This window comes from Faecalibacterium sp. Marseille-Q4137 (genome assembly GCF_017377535.1).
In the GTDB taxonomy this organism is placed as follows: domain Bacteria; phylum Bacillota; class Clostridia; order Oscillospirales; family Ruminococcaceae; genus Faecalibacterium; species Faecalibacterium duncaniae.
The window spans coordinates 4,662-23,208 of sequence record NZ_JAFREK010000026.1; the positions used below are offsets into that span (position 1 = coordinate 4,662).

Consider the following 18,547-nt stretch of genomic DNA (forward strand, 5'->3'; position numbering starts at 1 on the left):
TGCTCTGCTCTGCTCTGCTCTGCTCTGCTCTGCTCTGCTCTGCTCTGCTCTGCTCAAAATTGTGTTGCCGGTTTCTGCAAATGTCAAGAGCTTATCTCGGTAATACTCGTACTGCTTCTGCCGGGCTTCAATCTCTGCGGGCAAGCCAATGTTGAGGTCGGAGCAAATCTTCTCAAAGTTGTCCAGTACATTCACAATGCGGTTTTGGACATCGAGAGGTGGAACTGGAACCGTTAATTTTTCATAGCTCTTTTGATTCAAATTGTTCCTGTCGCTAATTGTCATACTCTCTATATCTCGTTTGCACTGATGCGAGTTTAAGTAATGACACAAGTATTCCGGCGTTATTTCCTTTCTATCTCTAATTCTTGTCGTAATCGTAGTAAAACCTATAGCTCCATCAAACGCATCATCTATCACAGCAGATGTACCCACGTCGCCTGTGTGAACAGTTATAATATCGCCTTTTCTCAAAACTTTCTTTTTATTTTTCTCCGCAAATTCTTCACTAACATATTCAATTGACTTCAAGACAACTTTGTTTGGCTGAATATCCGAGTTATGAATCAGCACAACACCACTATTCCGTTTGTGCTGTGTAACCGATGTTGCAAGCCCAATATTTGTATCAGCCAATTCTGCTATTGTATATTTTTTCACGTTATCTTTATAACTTAGCAAATAATCTCTATAATAGTTATACTGTGTCTTTCTGGCTGTAAGTTCCGCTGTAAGTTCCGCTGTAAGCTCCGTGAAATTGTCTAAAATACGAACAATTTCACGCTGAATTTCTAGTGGTGGAATTGGTATCATCAGCCTTGAAAAAAGTGTTTGTGTTAAGTGACTAATTGTCGAACCCGTTTTCTGTTGCTCAACAACACTTTGAAAATGATTAGACAACAGATAGTGCAGAATGAACCGATTCTCTAACGAACCATCTTTACAGCGAACAACAAAGACTCCACCATTTAATGTAGCTGGCATTTCAAGCCCCTTTACTTGCGCTACTTTACCAAGAGTTCCATCTTTGGTTATTAGGATATCTCCATTTTTCAATTGAATTTTCGAGTCTTGCTTGTATCGCTCTTCCGTCACATATACACAAGTACTATAATCAATTTCATGTGTTTCAGTAAAGTCAGTTCCTGTTATAAGCAAGTAGTCGCCTTTGCTCATATACTCTGCTTTCGTTAGCCGTTGCCAGCCAATTCGGGCATTTAATGTGCAAACTTCATCGAATCCTTTATACTCAACGCCATCCGGGCAAAGTTCCCGGAGCAGTTCATCTAGCTTACTCATCCGCACCCTCTTCTTTCTTTGCAATATAGGTACTGTACAGTGCCATCACCGCATAATAGTACATATCTTCCTGTGTTTCAATCAAATCTTCATCAAAAACAAAATCTTCTTCTGATTCAGCAAATACCCGGCAACAGTCAATAACAACTCGCATCGTCCAGAATGTCATTATTTCTTCCGGGCATCCAGCTAAATCGCATTGCGACCAAACCATATCAATTGGTGGTTGCAGTAGCCATTTGGATTTTCCCAAATCTGCGGAGTGAAGGTAATCATACATATATCCGTATAGCGTTCCGTTATAGCTCGTGTCTTTTAATAATTGGAGTGAATCACCTTGATAAAAGTGTGTTCGCCTTATGTCCTCAAATATGTACGGGTTTACGGTTTCAATTTTTTCATCCGAATAACGCTCCATCGCCCGATGAAAGTATTTAGCCCCATCATATAAAGTATCTCGCCCAAAACCGCACGCTTTAATATCATCTTTTAGTCGTTTTAATGCAGCACTCACCTGTTCTTTAGAAACCTCTATTGGCTGAAAATTGGCTTGCTTGAGGATTTCCTTTTGGACTTCCTCACTACATCTTAAAAACTTGGTCGTTATCGCTCTATGATGCTTTCTTTTGAATTTCAGGCTCTTTGCGATTGCTGACAACGGCAAGTATTCTATTTCATCTTCATTATCAATCAAAAAAACTCTTGCCGCTTCAGCAACAGCTTTTTTCTGCGCCTCCACTTCCATTTGCTCACGTTCTTTTTCATGTGAGCGCTGTAGCCCATAAATTGCAATCGTTAGCGCACTGGTTGCAAGAAAGTTCATAAGATCCCAATTCATTATAAACCTGTGCTTTCTTCCAAATACCTGTCAAAATCGCTCTGGTACAACCGATCCTGCACCACACGGTACTTTTCAAACTCCGTTTCGGCGTGCATCTTTGCAAGCTGCGCCGAGATTTTGCCTGCATCCTTCAGCACTTCCAGATCATCTGCCTGCAAATAGATATCCAGCCGCTTGGCCCAGTCCTCCATGGTCATGGGGATATGACGGCGGGCACGGTTCTCGGCAAGGTCGAGGTATGCCGAAACGATCAGCTCCATGGATTTCATTTCATCTTCGGTCAGATAGTTTTTCGCCACCGAAACATCGCTCTTTTTAATTTTGCCGTTGGGAGCGTCCTTCCATGTGTGAAGCCCCATGTGCGGCTTTTCAGCATCCGCCCGCTCATAGATCAGCTCTGCCGCCGTATGGCGATGCACGGCATAGTGCATCTTGTTCTGCACCTTCGCAAAGAACTCTTTTGTGGTCAGCGCGTTGCGGTCATAATCCAGCGAAGTAGCGTAAATGTCAGTGAGTTTCTGGTAGAAGTTGCGCTCCGAAATGCGAATTTCCCGGATACGCTCCAACTGCTCTTCAAAGTATTTCTTGGTCAGGACTGTGCCGCCGTTTTTCAGGCGCTCCTCATCCATTGCCCACCCCTTGATGGTGTACTGCTCCACGATCTGATTTGCCCAGACACGGAACCGCACCGCCCGCTGGTTGTTCACCTTGAAGCCGACCGCAATAATCATTTGCAGATTATAGTGGTTTACGCTGCGAGTAACCTGTCGGCCACCCTCATTTTGAACTATTCGGAATTTCCGAATCGTTGCCGCCTCGTCCTGCTCATGGTCAGCATAAATCTTTTTGATATGCTCATTGATGGTCGGAAGCCCCACATCGTAAAGGGTCGCCATCATCTTTTGCGTCAGCCAGATGTTTTCATCCTCGTAGCGCATCTCAATGCTGTCCCTGTCCTCGCCCGTAGAGGCAACAAAGGTCAGGTATTCCGCCGCAGAAGAACGTACCAATGCAGAATCTTTCTTTTCGCTTTCCATCTCAGCCCTCGATTTCTGCCACGATCTGGTCAATAGCAGCCCGCAGTTCGTTTTCTCGTGCTACGATTTGCGCAATTTCAGCGTTCAGCTTCACAATGTCGATCTTCTCGCGGGTGTCCTTGGCTTCCACATAAGTGGAAACCGACAGGTTATAGTCATTTTCCTGCACCTCGGAATACTCCGCCAGATGGGAGAAGTGCGCTTCTTCTGCCCGCTGTGCAAAGGTGTCCACTATTTTGTTAATGTTCTCCGGCGTGAGCTTGTTGTTGTTCGTCACCTTGACACACTCGGAAGAAGCGTCAATGAACAGCACTTTATTATCCGTTTTACCCTTTTTCAGCACCATGATGCAGGTGGCAATACTGGTGCCGAAGAACAGATTGCTCGGCAACTGGATGATGCAGTCAATGAAGTTGTTGTCCACCAGATACTTGCGGATCTTCTGCTCTGCGCCGCCACGGTACATGATGCCGGGAAAGCAGACGATTGCAGCCGTACCGTTGGAAGCCAGCCATGCCAGCGAGTGCATGATAAACGCTAAGTCCGCTTTGCTCTTCGGAGCCAGCACACCAGCCGGAGCAAAACGCGGGTCATTGATGAGCAGCGGATTCTCGTCACCGGCCCACTTGATGGAGTACGGCGGATTCGATACGATCAGCTCAAAGGGTTCATCATCCCAGTGCTGCGGATTGGTCAGCGTGTCCTCACAGGCAATGTCGAATTTGTCAAATTCGATGTCGTGCAGGAACATATTGATGCGGCACAGGTTGTACGTTGTGATGTTGATTTCTTGTCCAAAGAAGCCGTTGCGCACGGCATCCCGTCCCAGCACCTTTTCTGCCTTCAGCAGCAGCGAACCGGAACCGCAGGCAGGATCATAGACCTTGTTGATTTCCTTCTTGCCTACGGTACCCAGCCGGGTCAGCAGCTCCGAAACATCGGCAGGCGTAAAGAACTCGCCGCCGGACTTGCCCGCATTGCTGGCGTACATGGTCATCAGGTATTCATAGGCATCGCCAAAGGCATCAATGTCATGCTCTTTCACATCGCCAAGGTTCATATCTGCCACGCCGTTCAGCAGTTTCACGAGCTTCTCATTGCGCTTGGCAACAGTCGCACCCAGCTTATTGCTGTTGACATCGTAATCATCAAACAGCCCTGCAAACTGTCCCTCAGAGGAGCTGCCCTTTGCGGATTCCTCAATGTGCCGGAACACCGTTTCCAACGTTTCGTTGAGGTTTTCATCGCTGGCCGCTTTTGCCCGCACATTGCAGAACAGCTCACTGGGCAGGATGAAGAACCCTTTTTCCTGTACCAGTCCTTCCCGTGCCTGCTCTGCCTCTGCATCAGACATATCTTCATAGCGGAAATCCGGGTTGCCTGCATCAATTTCGCCCTGATTGATATAGCTGGCGATGTTCTCCGAAATATAACGGTAGAACATCGTACCGAGAACGTAGCTCTTAAAATCCCATCCGTCCACTGCGCCGCGCAGATCATCCGCAATCGCCCAGATTGCACGGTGCAGCTCTTCGCGTTCCTGCTCTTTTTTGGTGTCTACCATTTTTATTTCCTCCATCAAATGCGGATTTCCGCATTGTTTTCTTTCATTTTAACATAGTAAATGTACCACTATTGGTACACCATGGTGTTTTTCCCAAAAAGGATATACTTTCCCTTTATACTATCCTAGTAAAGCGTACCACAGCTTTTCCGTGATTGCAAGCCGATAAAAATTTCTATTGCTTTTTTCAGCGAGATAGTGTACACTTTTTTCAATCTCGTCCACTATCTGCATCTCAGACGGTGTTTCGTATTAGTAAGCATCTACGATTTTGGAGGGAAACAAATGAAAGTGAAAAAGACCAAGCTGCCTGAAAACCTGTATCACTACACCAGCCTTATCAAATATCGGATGATTTCGGCCACTGGGAAATTAGTGCTGACGCCTTCCAACCTAAAGTACGATGGTGCAACTTTCCATCAGGAGCCGCTGTACTTCAATGGGCATGAAATTGGCATCAAAGCCGTTGACAAATATGAAAACTATCATCCTGTCGTCTGGCTGACTGCCAATGACCATGCCGGTGCAAAAAACACCGGTCTGTCCAACGACAAAATCATGTGCCGCATTACCATCAAGACCAATGGTAAAATCTGGCGATATCTGCCTTGGCGCACTTTCTGCGACAAGTATAACGCTGACCGCAGCGTTGCCTCAACCCTCAAACAAACCGCTAATGACTACCTGAACTGGTATGTCTGTGAATCTGAGATTCCAGTTGCGGACTTTGCAAAGGTCGAGTTTCTGGCTGAAGATGGCACCTACAAAGACGAGAAAGACATTCCCGGATTTGCTCTGACGGATATTGCCCCGGAACTTTTTGAGTAAAATATCACTTATATGTACAGACCCCCGCCAACATCCGCTGGCGGGGGTCTGCTATGCTTACAGCTCTACACTGTTCTGTCTGCTCTTCTTCTGGCTCCTATCTGTGGTCTGCTCCTGCTCCCTCATAAACCCAATGACCTGCTGCATCTTTTCGGCACCGAAATAGTTCCATACTCGCCTGAAATCACGTTTCATCGCATAGAGCTGCAAATTCTCAGCTTTTACCTGTTCCAGCTGCTGGCTCAAATGGCGGGTAGCTTTCTTCTCGTCCTGATAGAAATACTGGTACTTATCCCTCTCGTTCTTAACCTCCCAGTACTTCCGATGGAGGGCAAAGAGTACCTTCACCAACTTCTGGATCAGCGGCATGGCCTTCTTCTCCCGATAGCTCTTGGCGGTCTCAAATGTGGCTGCTTCTGGCACCCATTCTTCTGGCCGCTGGGAGTATTGCGCTGACAGGTTTTCCAAACCTTCCATAATGGGAGCCAGCTTGTTCAGCTTCTGGCTCTGCTTCTGGTAGGTCAGCTCTGCTTTCTGTACCCGCTCTTCAGCGGCTTCTACGGCTGTCTGCGCTGTTTCCAGCTGTTCCTGCATTTCGGTCAGGTCGGTCTGGCACTCCTGCTTGGCAGCTTCCAGAGCCGCTACCTCTTTACTACGCTCCTGCTTTTTGAAGTCCAGCACAGACAGGTGCTCTTCGTGGGTGCCTTTCTGTTCCCACTCGATGCCGTGCCGCTCCATCACGGCGGCAAGCTGCTCTTTCTCGGCGTTGATCCACTGGTTCAGCTCGGATTCCCGTTTAGAACCGCCTGCAAAGCCCAAGGCTTTCAGCGCCTGCTTCAGGGACACCTTGGTGTCCAGTCCTTTGCCTTTCCAGCCGGACACATACGGCACGAAGTCGATGTGCAGATGGGGCGTAGCTTCATCCATGTGGAGGAAAGCCCCGAACACCCGCAGTGTCGGGTTCCGCTCTTGGAAGCCCTGCATATACTCGTCCAGCAGTTCCTTTGCCAGTGCGCCATTCTCGGTCAGGACACCCATATCATCTTTGTTGCCGATCTGGACGATCAGCTCATGGAAAAGCTTTTCCTGCTTGCCTGTCCGCAGGTGCTCATAGTAGTCGGTGATACAGCGGTCCTTGCGCTTCTGCTTGGCATTGTAACGCTTCACTGCCTCGTCAAACAGTTCGTGGTACACCTTCTGAATCGGCTCATCCCGGTACACGACATTCAGGCTGCTGCGCTTCGGGTCAACGTTTTCAGCGGTGAAACTTCTCCGGTTATGGTTGAGGGAGCCGGGACCCCGCATTGCGGAAATGGTTCTTTTCAATCGCACGTCCTTTCTCTGTGGAAGTAACTGGTGCCGGACACGGCAAAGGCTTTGTTACTTTCGTCGAAAGTAACGCAAAAGCACTTTTGACAGACGTTCCGTCCATCAAAAGATGCCTTTGCGCCCTGCCGGGGGCTTCCGTCTGCGGACGGGGTTTCGCTGTACCTCGCCGCTGCCCGGTCCAACACCACCTTCCTGCGTGATTGCATTCACAGGAGCGTGACACGCTCCTGTACTTTGCCAATAGAGGGACTCACCAGCGGAAGCTTTCTGGCACGCCTCGTCTGTCCAGATACTCCTGCCGAGCCTGCTCCCGCTGTTCCTCGGTGGGTGCTGTCTTGTACTGGGCATACAGCTCATGCCGCAGCATCGCATCCAATTTTTGCTCCAGACCCTGCTCAATGACCTCTTCGTACTCATTTTCGCCGCTCAAATGATAATGCAGCAAGGCGACGAAAAGTTCCTGCGAAATCTGCACATTTTTCATCATTATCACCATCCCGTGTCGGTTGTGTCGATTGTGACGGTATTTTACATAGTAGCAAAAATACCGTCACAACCGTCACGAATCGTCACGTCCCAGAATTTTCCAGCGTTAATTTGACCACTCTGCCCTCATGGGTGCGCTTGCTTTCGTACCGAATTCCATAATCGTTGTAGAGCCTGTCGGCACTCACGTTCAGCTTCCGGGTCAGGATGTTTGCCTGTATGCTCACACCCGGCAGACGTTCCAGCAGCTCCGTGGGCGTACCGCTCCACTCTGGCTGTTCCGGGGTGAGCATCTTTGCCACCGCTTCCAGAAGCGGGTCGGGCGGCAGCTTCCAAAGTTCCGTTTCGGCTCCTTGGAACTCCCAGACACAGCGTTCTCGGTTGAACTCCAATGTCAGCTCCTGATCCGGCTGGTCACGCCCCACGATGTCCAGTAGTGCGGTGTTGTCCGTGCGCCGCTTCTTCTGCATGATGAATGCGCCATCCGCTGCACCCAACAGACCGTTGGTGCCGGAGATCATATCAAAGCTGTCCTCGGCTTCCATCTTCCGGGTGTGATGAACCACCAGCAGGCAGATGCCGTACCTGTCGCTGAAAGTTTTCAGTTTGGTCACGATCTCGTAGTCGCTGGCGTAGCTGTATCGGTCACCGCCGATCTCCCGCACCTTCTGCAGGGTGTCGATGATGATGAGCCGTACATCCGGGTGCTCCCGGATGAATCCTTCCAACTGCTGGTCAAGTCCCTCGCTCACGGACTTAGCTTGCGTTGCGAAGTAGAGATTGCTGGTCTCCTCTACCCCGAACATCCGGGAGAGCCGCCGCTGCAGCCGGGCGTAATCATCCTCCAACGCCAGATAGAGGACGGTGCCTTGATGCACCTCGTACTCCCACAACGGAAGCCCCATCGCCACATGGTAGGCGAGCTGCCCCATGAAGAAGGACTTGCCCACCTTGGGTGCTCCTACAAAGAGGTAGGTGCCACTGTACAGCAGGTCGTTCACGATGGGCTTCCGGGGTGGATACACCGTGTCGTACAGCTCGGTCATTGATACCGTGTTCAGTCCGAAATTGTTTGACTTTTTCGCGGCTTGCAGATTGATTTGCTTGCCCGAATTTGTTATAATATTGGTGGTAATTTTATCAGACGACTGTACCGCATCTGCGCCAACAGATGCACCCGGTACGGTCGTTTTTCTATTGTCCGTCATTCGCATTCCTCCTTAAGTCCGTTCAACGTCAGGGCTACCATTTGCAAGGTCTCCAGCAAGTCCGGCGGGACTTCTTCATCCACGGCCAGCCGCTGTAATTCCTGATAGATCAGCTCCATCTGGCCTCGTAGGGCTTTGTAGACCCTTGGGTTGCCTACCACGGTGATTTCCCGGTCGGTCAAGCGGCGGATGATATACTCCTGTTTGGTCAGCCCGGAGAGCTTTACTTTGGCTTCCAGAACCTCGTCCTCTTCCGGGGACATTCGGAAGGCTACCACCTTGTTCCGCCAGCGGCCTTGCTGGTCGAGCACTCGTTCCATCTTCATCCTTCCTTTCGTTCCATGTCCAGCTTCTGCGCCATCTCCTGCTGCTTTGAGGGGAAGAGGTGGGCGTACTTATAGGTGATGTCCACACTCTCATGCCCTACCCGGTCAGCGATTGCCAAAGCCGAGAAGCCCATTTCAATCAGCAGCGACACATGGGAGTGCCGTAGGTCGTGGATTCGTATCCGCTTCACCCCGGCCTCCTTGGCTCCCCTGTCCATCTCGTGGTGCAGGTAGCTCTTGGTCACCTCAAAGATCCGCTGATCCGGCTGGACTTTGTAGAAGGATTTCAGATAGTCCCTGATCTCGTCCGTCAGAAACTGCGGCATCTGGATGACCCGGACGCTCTTGGGTGTTTTCGGGTCGGTGATCACATCCCGGCCTTTCAGCCTTTGATAGGATTTGGTGATGGAGAGCAGCCCCTTGTCCAAGTCGAAGTCTGCCGGAGTCAGAGCCAGCAGCTCGCCCTCCCGGATGCCACACCAGTAGAGGACCTCAAAAGCGTAATAGGACTGCGGCTTGTCCATCATCGCTTCCGCGAACTTGAGGTACTCCTCCTTTGTCCAGAAGAGCATCTCCTTGTGCTTTTCCGACCCCATGCACCCGGCTGTGGCCGCTGCGTTTGATTTCAGCCCGTAGAACCGGACGGCGTGGTTCAGAATGGCACTGAGCTGTCCATGGAGCGTCTTGAGGTAGGTCGGCGAGTAGGCCTTGCCGTTTTTGTCCCGGTAGTTCAGCATCTCGTTCTGCCATGCGATCACATCCCGCGGCTTGATCTCGCTGAGCCGCTTTTCTTTGAAGTACGGTAAGATTTTCGTTCGGATGATATGCTCCTTGACAGACCAGGTGTTTTCCCGGAGTCGCTTTTTCTTGTCCGTGATATAAATTTCCACGAAGGCTTCAAAGGTCATGGTCAGGTCTGCCGCCTGCTGAAGAAGGAACTCCCGCTCCCACGCCAGAGCGTCCTTCTTGGTGGCAAACCCCCGTTTCAGCTTCTTCTGCTTCACACCTTGCCAGTTCTCGAAGTAGAAGGAAGCGTACCATGTGCCTTGCCTGCTGTCTTTGTAGGCTGGCATCTTATCACTCCTCTCCTGCCCCGTAGATCTTCTCCTGATAGTACCTCCTGCTTACACGGCCTCCCACGGTCGTGTAGCCCTTGGCCCTCAGTTCCTCGTTCCACTGGGCAATCATCTTGTACGCCAGACCCTGCGAGATGTCCAGCTCCTTTGCCAGCTCGTCTGCCTTGATAAAAATGCTATTTGCCATTTTTTGTCCTTTCCTTGTCGGTTTCGTTTCGGTGCCGCTTCATCCTCGCTGACTTCCGGCAGGCATATCCCCTTTGCGGTGCTGTGCCGTCCCCTTACGGAGCGCTCGCTTCCTTTCGGAAGGTCTTGGCGGTTTGGGTCAGTTTGGCGGTCATTCAATTTTACTAAGCATTTTTGCTTATCTTTTTGCATTCTCATTATACTAAACATATTTCGTTAAGTCAAGAGGCTTTTGGGTAAAATCTTAAACTTTTTTGTTTATTTTCTATTGCACCTCCTGTTTTTCTGTGCTATACTGGGTTCAACAAATATGTTTAAGTCAGGAGGCAATCGCATGGCAGTCGGTGACCGCATCAAACGTGCCCGTAACCTCCGAGGTATGACCCAGAAAGAACTGGGCATTGCCATCGGGTTTGAGGAGAAGAGCGCAGACATCCGTATCGCACAATACGAAAGCAACACCCGCACACCCAAGGAAGAGTTGCTCCGCAAGATTGCGGAGGTGCTGGACGTGAACTACCGTTCCCTCTATGAGCCGACCCTGTACGCCGCAGAGGATGTGATGTACACTCTGTTCGAGCTGGACGAGCACTACCCCGGCACCCGGCTCTACGAGGTCACAGACACCACCGACCCAGATTTCCCGGAAAAGCACATGGCAGTCAGCTTCCGCTATCGCCTGCTGGATGAGTTCTTAAAGGAGTGGCAGCTCCGCAAGAAGCAGCTCCGGGAGGGCGAGATCACCAAGGAAGAGTATCTGGAATGGAAGCTCAACTGGCCTCAGACTGCCGACGGCTGCGGCCGGTACGAGCCGAAGAAAAAGTGGCGTAAAGAATAAAAGACACAAAAATGCCCTCTGAAAAACTTACCGTTTCTCAGAGGGCATTCTCATGTCTCTCTTTATGAATAATCGCCTGATAGTATCAAAGCAGTATCACAGAGTCTTTTGGCTCTCAAAATATTGCATTGCATCAATACTTTTCAGGGTTTGCAGATTACTCGAGCTCGATGGTGGCAGGCGGCTTACCGGTGCAATCATAGAACACACGGTTGACGTGCTTGACCTCATTAACGATACGGCTGGTCACGGTGCCCAGAACATCCCAGGGCACATTGTAGCTCTCAGCCGTCATAAAGTCGGTGGTGGTCACGGCACGCAGGGCCACAGCGTAGTCATAGGTGCGCTCGTCACCCATCACGCCGACGCTGCGCATATTGGTCAGAGCAGCGTAATACTGGTTGATCTCCTTATCCAGACCCGCCTTGGCGATCTCCTCACGCCAGATCGCGTCTGCATCCTGCACGATGGCGACCTTTTCGGGGGTCACCTCGCCGATGATGCGGATGCCCAGACCGGGGCCGGGGAACGGCTGACGGCTGACCAGATACTCAGGCAGGCCCAGTTCGCGGCCAACCTGACGCACCTCATCCTTAAACAGGTTGCGCAGGGGCTCCACCAGCTCCTTAAAGTCCACGGTATCGGGCAGGCCGCCGACATTGTGGTGGCTCTTGATGACGGTGGATTCGCCGCCCAGGCCGCTCTCCACAACGTCAGGGTAGATGGTGCCCTGTGCCAGGAAATCCACCTTGCCGATCTGCTTTGCCTGCTCCTCAAAGACGCGGATGAACTCCTCGCCGATGATTTTACGCTTGCGCTCGGGCTCGGTAACACCGGCCAGCTTGCTGAAATAGCGGTCGCGGGCATCCACACAGATGAAGTTGATATCAAAGCCGTTGGCATTGCCCGGGCCAAAGACAGAGCAGACCTCTTCCTTTTCGTTCTTGCGGAGCAGACCGTGGTCCACAAACACGCAGGTCAGCTGCTTCCCGATGGCCTTTGCCAGCATCGCAGCCAGCACAGAGGAATCCACGCCGCCGGACAGGGCGCACAGCACCTTGCCGTCGCCAATGCGCTCCCGCAGGGCCTTGACATTGTTCTCCACGAAGGAGTCCATCTTCCAGTCACCGGAGCAGCCACAGACGTTATACACGAAGTTGCGGAGCATCTTCTTGCCCTCAGCGGTGTGGAGCACTTCCGGGTGGAACTGAACAGCGTACAGACCCTTCTCGGCGTTCTCTGCAGCAGCCACAGGGCAGTTCACGGTGTGTGCGGTGATCTTGAAGCCGGGGGCTGCCTGCTCGATGTAGTCGTTGTGGCTCATCCAGCAGATGGTGGAGGGCTGAACATCCTCGAACATCTTGCTGCTGTTGTCCACAAAGACCTCGGTCTTGCCGTACTCACGCTCAGGGGCGCGGCAGACATGACCGCCCAGCAGGTGCATCATCAGCTGGCTGCCGTAGCAGATTCCCAGCACAGGGATGCCCCAGTTGAAGATCTCGGGGTCGATGGTGGGCGAATCTTCCAGATAGACGCTGTTGGGGCCGCCGGTGAAGATGATGCCCTTGGGGTTCTTCGCCTTGATGACCGACAGGTCAGTTTTGTAGGAATAGATTTCACAGTAGACATTGTTCTCGCGGACACGGCGCGCGATCAGCTGATTGTACTGGCCGCCAAAGTCCAGCACGATGACAGTTTCATGCTGCATGATGTTCTCCTCCCTTTTTCGAGATGTTTCTATAGGTAGATTTAGTATAGCACATCTCACAACGAAAATCGACAGTCTTTGTGAACTTTCCCGATTTTATTTTGCACGAACAGGATGCCGCAGTACTGTTTTCAGTTTTTCCGGTGCTGTCCGGCGCGGATCGCTGAGGTAAATTTCGTGGTGGCGGCGGTGCCCTGTAAAATCTGTCTCATAACCCTGTTCCCGCGCAAAAGCATCCATCTGCTCCAGCGTCTCCGGTTCGGCATCATAAGAACCAACATGCATACACTGCACACAAAGTCCCTCATCATAGTGGAAGAACTGCACTTTGGAGAAATCCTTCTTCTTTTTTGCAGTCGCTTCCTGAACGGCCCAATCGAACACTTCCCGGGTCACAAAATCCGGCAGGCGGATCATACTTGTCCACTCAAAGCATTCTTTGTGGGCGTAGTCCACACCGTCCACCCCCTCCTGATGCCACAAACCCTCCAGCGGTGGGACAACATATTCAAAGTAACCGTCGATCTTATGGCTTCCCTTGTAGCTCATCTTGATAGTAAAGGCAATGCCATACAGCAACTCCATTGCCGCCTGATACTCTCCACCTAGTTCATTGGGGTCTCCCCTACCCTGTACAGACACAAAATTCATCGGCGGAACAGTCACAATACCCGGCTTTCTGGGTGGAAGATAAAACTCCTTGTACTCCTTCTTATAGTCAAACGCCATCGTGCAATCCTCCATTCTCCGACATCTTCTCTCTTTAATGTCAGGATATCATAACAACCTTTATTTGTAAAGCACTTTTTGGCAAAAACAAAAATCCCCTGCCATCTCGGGCAGAGGATCTGATAGCGCAAAAAGAACCTTCCCACTCTCCGGAATGGGAAGGCTCTTTGTAAGTTTAACCTTTTGCCTTAGAACAGGCGCGAAGGGTCAAAATCACTCAATGATCTTGCCAACAACGCCGGAACCAACGGTACGGCCACCCTCACGGATAGCGAAACGCAGGCCCTCTTCCATAGCAACGGGGGTCAGCAGCTCAACGTGCATCTGAACGTTATCGCCGGGCATGCACATCTCGGTGCCTTCGGGCAGGGTGATGATGCCGGTCACGTCAGTGGTACGGAAGTAGAACTGAGGACGATAGTTGGAGAAGAAGGGGGTGTGACGGCCGCCTTCGTCCTTGGTCAGGACGTAGACCTGAGACTCGAAGACCTTGTGGGGATGGACAGTGCCGGGCTTAGCCAGAACCTGGCCACGCTCGATCTGGGTACGGTCAACACCACGCAGCAGAGCGCCGATGTTATCGCCAGCCTCAGCGAAGTCCAGAGACTTACGGAACATCTCCAGGCCGGTGATGGTGGTGCTCAGACGATCGGGCTTAATGCCAACGATCTCCATAGCGTCGCCAACCTTAGCAATACCGCGCTCAACACGACCGGTTGCAACGGTACCACGGCCAGAAATGGTCATGACGTCCTCGATGGGCATCAGGAAGGGCTTGTCCTCCTCACGATCCGGGTTGGGGATGTAGGAGTCAACAGCGTCCATCAGCTCCTTGATGCAAGCATACTCGGGTGCATCAGGATCCTTGGAGGTGGACTCCAGAGCCTTCAGAGCGGAGCCACGGATGATGGGGGTGTCGTCGCCGGGGAAGTCATACTCGCTCAGCAGCTCACGGATCTCCATCTCGACCAGATCCAGCAGCTCCTCGTCGTCGACCATATCGCACTTGTTCATGAACACGACGATATAAGGCACGCCGACCTGACGAGCCAGCAGGATGTGCTCACGGGTCTGGGGCATGGGACCATCGGTAGCAGCAACGACCAGGATAGCGCCGTCCATCTGAGCAGCACCGGTGATCATGTTCTTAACGTAGTCAGCATGGCCCGGGCAGTCAACGTGAGCGTAGTGACGAGCATCGGTCTGGTACTCGACGTGAGCGGAGTTGATCGTAATACCACGAGCGCGCTCCTCGGGAGCCTTATCGATGTTGGCATAGTCCATGAAGTCTGCGTCGCCCTTCAGTGCCAGATACTTGGTGATAGCGGCGGTCAGAGTGGTCTTGCCGTGGTCAACGTGACCGATGGTGCCGATGTTAACATGCGGCTTAGAACGGTCAAATTTTGCCTTTTCAGCCATTGGAATATCCTCCCTTAAACGGATTGAATTTGGTTACAACAGTCCTGCAAACACAGAATTGCATTGCAAAACTATTCTACTAAATTTGTCCTGTAAAATCAAGTGCTTTTACAGGAAATTTTGCCGGAGCTACACTACCCCGGCAAAATTTTACTTTGTTTCAGGCAATCAAGCCTTGGTGCGGCCAGCAATGATCTGGTCGGCAATGTTCTTGGGAACCGGCTCGTAGTGAGAAGGCTCCATGACATACTGGCCACGGCCCTGGGTCTTGGAACGCAGGTCGGTGGCGTAGCCGAACATCTGAGCCAGAGGAACGAAAGCGTTGACACGCTGAGTGCCTGCCATTGCCTCCATGCCCTGGATCTGGCCACGGCGAGAGTTCAGGTCGCCGATGACATCGCCCAGATACTCATCAGGAACGATAACAGCAACCTTCATGATGGGCTCGGTGATGATGGGATCAGCCTTGCGCATAGCGTCCTTGAAGGCCATAGAACCTGCAATGGAGAAGGCCATTTCAGAGGAGTCGACCTCGTGATAAGAACCATCCCACAGGGTGACCTTGACATCAACGACAGGATAGCCAGCCAGAACACCGGACTTCATAGCACCCTGGATACCATTGTCGATAGCCGGGATGTATTCCTTCGGGATGGCACCGCCAACGATGGCGTTGACGAACTCGTAACCCTTGCCGGGCTCGTTTGGCTCAATCTTGATCTTAACATGACCGTACTGGCCCTTACCACCGGACTGACGTGCGTACTTGGTCTCCTGATTGGCCTCCTTGCGGATGGTCTCACGGTAAGCGACCTGAGGTGCGCCAACGTTGGCCTCGACCTTGAACTCACGCAGCAGACGGTCGACGATGATCTCCAGATGGAGCTCGCCCATACCTGCGATGATGGTCTGACCAGTCTCTTCATCAGTGTAGGTCTTGAAGGTAGGATCCTCTTCGGCCAGCTTTGCCAGCGCAATGCCCATCTTCTCGTTGCCGGCCTTGGTCTTGGGCTCGATTGCAACGCGGATAACGGGCTCGGGGAACTTCATGGACTCCAGAATGATGGGATGATTCTCATCACACAGAGTATCACCAGTGGTGGTGTTCTTCAGACCGACAACAGCAGCGATATCACCTGCATAGCAGCAGTCGATATCCTTGCGGTGGTTGGAGTGCATCTGCAGGATGCGGCCCATACGCTCTCTAGCGTCCTTCACGGAGTTGTAGACAGTAGTACCAGCCTCGACCTTACCGGAGTAGACACGGAAGTAAGCCAGCTTACCAACGAACGGATCGGTTGCGATCTTGAAAGCCAGAGCTGCGAAGGGAGCGTCGTCGGAAGACGGACGGGTCTCCTGCTCTTCGGTCTCAGGGTTCACACCCTTGATGTCCTCAACGTCGGTAGGAGCGGGCATATAATCCACGATAGCGTCCAGCAGCTTCTGGACACCACGGTTCTTGTAGGAAGAACCACAGACCACGGGCACCAGAGTGTTGGCAATGGTCTCCTTGCGGATGGCAGCCTTCAGCTCCTCGCGGGTGATCTCCTCACCCTCGAGATACTTCTCCATCAGGACTTCGTCGTTCTCGGCAACAGCCTCGATCAGGATGTTGCGGTACTCCTCGGCCTGCTCGACCATATCCTCAGGAATGGGCTCAGTGCGCATATCGTTGCCCATGTCGTCATAGTAGACCTCAGCGTTCATATCGACCAGATCAACGATACCACGGAAGGTATCCTCCTGGCCGATGGGCAGCTGGATCGCCACGCCGTTGGCGTGCAGACGATCATGCAGCATCTTGATGCAGCGGAAGAAGTCGGCACCCATGGTATCCATCTTGTTGACGTAAACCATGCGGGGGACTTTGTACTCATCAGCCTGACGCCAAACGGTCTCAGACTGAGGCTCGACACCGCCCTTAGCAGCCAGAACGGTCACAGAACCGTCCAGGACGCGCAGGGAACGCTGGACCTCAACAGTAAAGTCCACGTGGCCCGGGGTGTCGATGATGTTGATGCGGTGACGGTTCTTCTTGAATGCAACCGGATCCTTCTGGGTCTCAGAGTGGCTCCAGTAGCAGGTGGTAGCAGCGGAAGTGATGGTAATACCACGCTCCTGCTCCTGAACCATCCAGTCCATGGTGGCACCGCCATCGTGGACTTCGCCGATCTTGTGGTTGATGCCGGTGTAGTACAGAATACGCTCGGTAGTCGTAGTCTTACCAGCATCGATATGGGCCATAATGCCGATATTTCTCGTCATCTGAAGAGAAACTTCTCTGGGTGTAGCCATGAAATTAACCTCCTACAGAACAGATCAATAACGGAAATGAGCGAAAGCCTTGTTGGCCTCGGCCATCTTGTGGGTATCCTCGCGCTTCTTCACGGCGTTACCAGTGTTGTTGGCAGCATCCATGATCTCGGCGGCCAGACGCTGGGCCATGGTCTTTTCACCACGGCTGCGGCTGTAAGCGGTCAGCCAGCGCAGACCCAGGGTCTCGCGGCGGGCAGGGCTGACTTCCAGAGGAACCTGGTAGTTAGCACCACCAACACGGCGGGTCTTGCACTCGAGGCTGGGCATGATGTTCTCCATCGCCTTCTCGAAAGTTTCCAGAGGATCGTTGCCGGTCTTTTCCTGAATCATGGAGAAAGCCTCGTAAACGATCTTCTGAGCGACGCCCTTCTTGCCATCCAGCATCACGCTGTTGACCAGACGGGTGACCATCTTGGAATTGTAAATAGGATCAGCTAAGACATCGCGCTTAGCAATGTTACCTCTTCTAGGCATCTTTCTTCCCTCCTTCACAGAATGATATCATCGGTACTCGAAAGTAATAAAACTCCCGTTGTGTCACAAAGAGCTGACCTTACATAAACCGTTACCCTCCGCACAATGCGGACTTGTTATTTATATAATGGAAAGCCGTTTATGGCGGTTGTCCTCAATTACTTCTTTGCAGCACCGGCCTTAGGACGCTTTGCGCCGTACTTGGAGCGGGCCTGATTACGGCCTGCCACACCCTGAGTATCCAGGGTACCACGGATGATGTGGTAACGCACACCGGGCAGGTCCTTAACACGGCCGCCACGGATCAGCACGACGGAGTGCTCCTGCAGGTTATGGCCGATACCGGGAATGTAAGAGGTGACCTCGATACCATTCGTGAGGCGGACACGAGCAACCTTACGCAGAGCAGAGTTAGGCTTCTTGGGGGTCATGGTACGAACTGCAGTGCAGACACCACGCTTCTGGGGGCTGCTCAGATCAGAGTACTGCTTCTTCTGAGAGTTATAAGTCTTCTGCAGGGCGGGAGCGGTGCTCTTGGTAACCAGGACCTCACGGCCTTTGCGTACAAGCTGGTTAAAAGTAGGCATTTTGTTTCTCCTTTCTTAATAGTGAACATCGGATATTTTCCGACTTTTTAGCCGCACTTCCCCTATGGGGACGCGCAACAGTTATATAATACTCGTTTTGATTAGGAATGTCAACAGTTTTTCCAATATTTTTTTGTTTTATTCGCCGAAGGACTCAACCGCCGATTTTTCCTTTACTCCCTCAGTCTGCTGCGCAGACAGCCCCCTCTCAGAGGGGGCCTTTCCCCTGCTTCGGGCCAAGCAGGCCTCCCTCCCAGAGGGAGGTGGCATTGCGAAGCAATGACGAAGGGAGTTTC

General features: G+C 51.9%; 18 protein-coding genes. 2 read left to right on the forward strand and 16 right to left on the reverse strand.

Annotated elements, in window-relative coordinates; all coding sequences use genetic code 11:
- From J3353_RS10870 to J3353_RS10885, 4 genes are all read right to left on the reverse strand, one after another.
- Window positions 1–1,299 (reverse strand): restriction endonuclease subunit S (locus tag J3353_RS10870; protein ID WP_207684847.1); only part of this gene is annotated, 1,299 nt, incomplete at its 3' end.
- Window positions 1,292–2,122, reverse strand: coding sequence for a hypothetical protein (locus J3353_RS10875; protein ID WP_162789038.1), 831 nt, complete (start codon window positions 2,120–2,122; stop codon window positions 1,292–1,294). The genes J3353_RS10870 and J3353_RS10875, both read right to left, overlap by 8 nt.
- A gap of 14 nt (window positions 2,123–2,136) precedes the next feature.
- Window positions 2,137–3,177 (reverse strand): virulence RhuM family protein, encoded by a 1,041-nt coding sequence (locus J3353_RS10880; protein ID WP_113621065.1) that lies wholly within the window; start codon window positions 3,175–3,177, stop codon window positions 2,137–2,139.
- 1 nt (window position 3,178) lies between these two features.
- Window positions 3,179–4,741 (reverse strand): type I restriction-modification system subunit M, encoded by a 1,563-nt coding sequence (locus J3353_RS10885; RefSeq protein ID WP_097777956.1) that lies wholly within the window; start codon window positions 4,739–4,741, stop codon window positions 3,179–3,181.
- Window positions 4,742–5,026: 285 nt separating this feature from the next.
- Between J3353_RS10885 and J3353_RS10890 the strand changes: the two genes are divergently transcribed.
- On the forward strand, window positions 5,027–5,569 hold the full coding sequence (locus tag J3353_RS10890; RefSeq protein WP_113621066.1) for a hypothetical protein: 543 nt from the start codon (window positions 5,027–5,029) through the stop codon (window positions 5,567–5,569).
- 57 nt (window positions 5,570–5,626) lie between these two features.
- Here the strand turns inward: J3353_RS10890 and J3353_RS10895 are convergent, their stop codons facing one another.
- The 6 genes from J3353_RS10895 to J3353_RS10920 all read right to left on the reverse strand — a co-directional run bounded on the left by J3353_RS10895 (window position 5,627) and on the right by J3353_RS10920 (window position 10,181).
- The gene (locus J3353_RS10895) at window positions 5,627–6,874 is read right to left on the reverse strand and encodes a plasmid recombination protein (RefSeq protein WP_113621067.1); all 1,248 of its coding nucleotides are present in this window, start codon (window positions 6,872–6,874) and stop codon (window positions 5,627–5,629) included.
- Window positions 6,875–7,148: 274 nt separating this feature from the next.
- Window positions 7,149–7,382 (reverse strand): complexin-2, encoded by a 234-nt coding sequence (locus tag J3353_RS10900; protein WP_097778380.1) that lies wholly within the window; start codon window positions 7,380–7,382, stop codon window positions 7,149–7,151.
- Between the two features lie 85 nt (window positions 7,383–7,467).
- Complete coding sequence (locus J3353_RS10905) at window positions 7,468–8,592, reverse strand: helicase RepA family protein (RefSeq protein ID WP_113621068.1); 1,125 nt, start codon at window positions 8,590–8,592, stop codon at window positions 7,468–7,470.
- Window positions 8,589–8,918, reverse strand: a complete 330-nt coding sequence (locus tag J3353_RS10910; RefSeq protein ID WP_097770292.1) for a hypothetical protein — start codon at window positions 8,916–8,918, stop codon at window positions 8,589–8,591. Before J3353_RS10910 ends, J3353_RS10905 begins: the two co-directional genes overlap by 4 nt.
- On the reverse strand, window positions 8,915–9,991 hold the full coding sequence (locus J3353_RS10915) for a site-specific integrase (protein WP_113621069.1): 1,077 nt from the start codon (window positions 9,989–9,991) through the stop codon (window positions 8,915–8,917). Before J3353_RS10915 ends, J3353_RS10910 begins: the two co-directional genes overlap by 4 nt.
- 4 nt (window positions 9,992–9,995) lie before the next feature.
- Window positions 9,996–10,181 (reverse strand): hypothetical protein, encoded by a 186-nt coding sequence (locus tag J3353_RS10920; RefSeq protein ID WP_015538532.1) that lies wholly within the window; start codon window positions 10,179–10,181, stop codon window positions 9,996–9,998.
- A gap of 333 nt (window positions 10,182–10,514) precedes the next feature.
- Between J3353_RS10920 and J3353_RS10925 the strand changes: the two genes are divergently transcribed.
- Window positions 10,515–11,018 carry a helix-turn-helix domain-containing protein gene (locus tag J3353_RS10925; protein ID WP_097838603.1) on the forward strand — a complete coding sequence of 168 codons (504 nt, stop codon included), beginning with the start codon at window positions 10,515–10,517 and terminating at the stop codon, window positions 11,016–11,018.
- Window positions 11,019–11,175: 157 nt separating this feature from the next.
- Here the strand turns inward: J3353_RS10925 and guaA are convergent, their stop codons facing one another.
- The 6 genes from guaA to rpsL form a co-directional block, all read right to left on the reverse strand.
- Window positions 11,176–12,726 (reverse strand): glutamine-hydrolyzing GMP synthase, encoded by a 1,551-nt coding sequence (gene guaA, locus J3353_RS10930; protein ID WP_097773655.1) that lies wholly within the window; start codon window positions 12,724–12,726, stop codon window positions 11,176–11,178.
- Between the two features lie 96 nt (window positions 12,727–12,822).
- The gene (locus tag J3353_RS10935; protein WP_207684848.1) at window positions 12,823–13,455 is read right to left on the reverse strand and encodes a GyrI-like domain-containing protein; all 633 of its coding nucleotides are present in this window, start codon (window positions 13,453–13,455) and stop codon (window positions 12,823–12,825) included.
- Window positions 13,456–13,668: 213 nt separating this feature from the next.
- Complete coding sequence (tuf, locus tag J3353_RS10940) at window positions 13,669–14,874, reverse strand: elongation factor Tu (protein WP_005930548.1); 1,206 nt, start codon at window positions 14,872–14,874, stop codon at window positions 13,669–13,671.
- 168 nt (window positions 14,875–15,042) lie between these two features.
- Entirely contained in the window at window positions 15,043–17,169 is a 2,127-nt protein-coding gene (fusA, locus tag J3353_RS10945) for an elongation factor G (protein WP_097773654.1), read from the reverse strand.
- A gap of 24 nt (window positions 17,170–17,193) precedes the next feature.
- The gene (gene rpsG / locus J3353_RS10950; RefSeq protein WP_005930552.1) at window positions 17,194–17,664 is read right to left on the reverse strand and encodes a 30S ribosomal protein S7; all 471 of its coding nucleotides are present in this window, start codon (window positions 17,662–17,664) and stop codon (window positions 17,194–17,196) included.
- A gap of 158 nt (window positions 17,665–17,822) precedes the next feature.
- A complete protein-coding gene (gene rpsL / locus J3353_RS10955) occupies window positions 17,823–18,251 on the reverse strand; it encodes a 30S ribosomal protein S12 (protein WP_005930554.1) in 429 nt (142 codons plus the stop codon).
- Window positions 18,252–18,547: the final 296 nt, after the last annotated feature.